This is a genomic window from Pseudoalteromonas sp. NZS11_1 (genome assembly GCF_015864275.1).
Classification (GTDB): Bacteria; Pseudomonadota; Gammaproteobacteria; order Enterobacterales; family Alteromonadaceae; genus Pseudoalteromonas; species Pseudoalteromonas arctica.
Genome location: NZ_JADYXK010000053.1, coordinates 1 through 3,075, shown reverse-complemented (window position 1 = coordinate 3,075; position 3,075 = coordinate 1). Strand labels below are relative to the sequence as shown.

The window sequence follows — 3,075 nt, the reverse complement described above, 5'->3', positions numbered from 1 at the left end:
GATTACATCAAGGTCAGAAGTAATAATCTTCACTAAAAGACCGTATATATGACAGCAAACCTGTCCCTGCTATCGTTGAATGACACCTTGCAATACTGGAGGAGACCATATATGAACTCTACTTGAGATAGATTTATTATCCAGAATTCAGGTTACTTATTAAATAAACCAACAGCAGCGTTACTCATTGCTTTTATTCCGGTAGGGATAGCAACTTTATAATCTGGTGCAAATTTACTAGAGTGTAGGGAAGGGAGTACTTCACCTGTTTTTATCGAATCTGCATATTGTGCTTGGTTTACGCCACCTAGCCAAAATAAGGTAATCGGGATGTTTTCATCGGTGCGTCCGTATAGGCCAAAGTCTTCACCTGCCATTACAGCTTGTGTTTCAAGCACATTAGTATCACCAATTGCGCTGGCAATAGAGTTTCTAACAATGTCTGTTTGTGCAGGGTTATTATAAGTAGATGGAATAGATTCATCTTCATGTACATATACTACAGGGTAGTTTGATTCATTTAGGCCAGCACTTTGTGCAATACCTGCCGTGATTCGTTTTATTGCTGCTATTTGAGCACTTCTAACATTTGGGTTATAGCTTCTGAGAGTGAGTTGTAGTTTTACTTCATCCGAAATCACATTATGTTTTGAGCCACCATGAATAGACCCAACGGTAATAACTGAAGGCTCTAGCGGTGAAAGTTCTCGGCTTGTGATTGTTTGCAGAGCAAGTACTGTGCGTGCAGCTATAATCACAGGGTCTATAGTTGTATGCGGATAAGCACCATGACCACCTTTACCTTTTATTGTAATATCGACAGAATCTACACTTGCCATAGTGTACTCATTTTTCATTGATACCTTACCAGCGGGGACGCTAGCACTTACATGCAAAGCAATTATATGATCAGGTTTTTCATATTTACTAAATAGTCCTTCGCCTAACATGGCTTTAGCACCCCCACCAACTTCTTCGGCAGGCTGTGCAACCATCATCAAAGTGCCTTTCCATTGATCTTTGTGTACTATTAATTGCTCAGCAGTACCAATAAAAGAGCTCATGTGAATATCGTGGCCACAACCGTGCATTACACCTACTTTCGCACCATGCTCGTCTATTACTTTAACTTTTGAAGCATAGGACTTTCCTGTCTGCTCTATAATAGGTAAGCCATCGGTGTCAGTACGGATCATCACGGTTGGACCGTTTCCGTTTTTGTAAATGCCGACAACACCAAAGCCACCTACATTACTTGTTACTTTAAAACCCAGCTGAGTTAATTTATCCGCTATTTTATTACCCGTTTCTTGTTCGTGATAAGAAAGCTCTGGCGATTGGTGTAAATCGAGGTAAAACTTTTCTATAGCTGACATGGTTTTGCTTAAATTCAAATCGAGTCCATTTGCTTGTACTAATGGGCTTGCTAATAAAAGTATTGCACTTAGATAAGTTAATTTCATGTTTTCCCTCATTGTTGAATATGTATACCGGATGATTTAGGTATATGACTTGTAATTATTATGTTCACCACCATATAAAAACCTAAATAGATGAATATGGCAATCAATTCAATGAGCAACATAGTTAGTATTAATGCGCAAAACCTTCAACAAGTACTCGGTGAAACATCACAGCAAAAATTGGTGTTGCTTAACTTTTTCTCTCCTCAAAGTCCTGACTGCATCGGACAGGCTGCAATTTTAGATAAAGTAGCGGCTGAATATGCAAGCTATATAGTAGTAGCAAACCTAGATTGCGATGCAGAGCAAGCCCTCGCATCTCAACTTGCGCAACAAGTTGGTCTGCAAACACTGCCTACCCTTGTATTATTAAAAGACTCTGCACCAGTAGATTTACTTGCAGGTGTTCAAAGCGAAGCACAAATACGCGAAGCCCTAGCAAAGCATTTACCTGCACAACAAGACTTACTGTTAGAACAAGCAAAGCAAGCGTTATTAAAGTCAGATTTAAATGCTGCATTTAATTATGCAAAGCAAGCTTATGAAATAGACAGCGGTAATGCACGTATCAAATTAGTGCTAGCAGACATATGTATTCAAATTCACAAGGTAGATGAAGCCCAAGCGCTTATAAATACAATAGACGTACAAGAGCAAGATGCTTACTTTAATAATATAAAAGCAAAATGCGAAGCTGCGCTTGAAGCAAAAGACTCACCAGAGATTAAAGAAAAGCAACAACAAGTAGAAAAGTACCCAAATGACCTAGAATTAAAAGAAGAGCTCAGTATTTTACTCAATGAAGCAGGCAGAAAAGAAGAAGCATTGGATATACTATTTACAGTGCTGCAAAAAGATCTGAATTTCAATGAAGCGAAACCAAGCTTTTTAGCCATTATTGCCTCTTTACCCGATGGTGATGCGCTCGCAGCAAAGTATCGTCGCAAGTTATATAGTATTTTATACTAGGGTCTGTTGCTCTTTGCGGATTAAAATTTGTTCAAACTAGGGGGGGTAATCGCGGCGCGAGATTTGTAACCTAGTGGGCTCGGTAACTGCTCCTGCGTACCCTACTGGCTTACATCCATGTAAGAATAAGTAAAAACCGAGTAACAAAGAGTAAATAGCCTCTAGGAAGAACCCTTTGGGCAGCGCCTGTTTGGCATTAATGCTACGTTATCGCCTATTTATGGGGAGTAACCACACTACATAGGCTCTGCCTTGCCTGAATACCAAACAGGCTGCAGCAAATTTAACCTTGAAAGATAAACAGACCCTAGATTCTAATAACTATTACTTTTGAGAAGCACCTATATAAGGTGCTTTTTGCATTTTTAAGCCTTTAATTAAAAGCTTCAGCATCGCTTTGCTATGTAAAATGGATAGTTATCAACAGGCTTTTGTGGGTAACTTGTGTCTATCGTGTGTGCTTGCTTGGGGCTTAATTTTAATTACTATTTTATGCAAATAACGCTTGCGTAAAATCCGCCGCTCCCTATAATGCGACCCCACTGAGACGGGAAACGCCAACGCATAGCGAGGCACGAACTACTCAGAGAGTTAAATAAAACTTCGGTTTTAAATCTTCTAAAAAGAAAGTTTAAAACTAAGT

The 3,075-nt window shown here is 39.3% G+C and carries 2 protein-coding genes; one reads left to right on the top strand and one right to left on the bottom strand.

Going from position 1 to position 3,075, the window contains the following annotated elements:
* Positions 1-152: 152 nt before the first annotated feature.
* A complete protein-coding gene (locus tag I6F44_RS19420) occupies positions 153-1,463 on the bottom strand; it encodes a M20 metallopeptidase family protein (RefSeq protein WP_197174402.1) in 1,311 nt (436 codons plus the stop codon).
* A gap of 111 nt (positions 1,464-1,574) precedes the next feature.
* Here I6F44_RS19420 and I6F44_RS19415 point away from each other — a divergent pair, with 111 nt between their 5' ends.
* On the top strand, positions 1,575-2,432 hold the full coding sequence (locus I6F44_RS19415; RefSeq protein WP_101162966.1) for a tetratricopeptide repeat protein: 858 nt from the start codon (positions 1,575-1,577) through the stop codon (positions 2,430-2,432).
* Positions 2,433-3,075 lie beyond the last annotated feature (643 nt).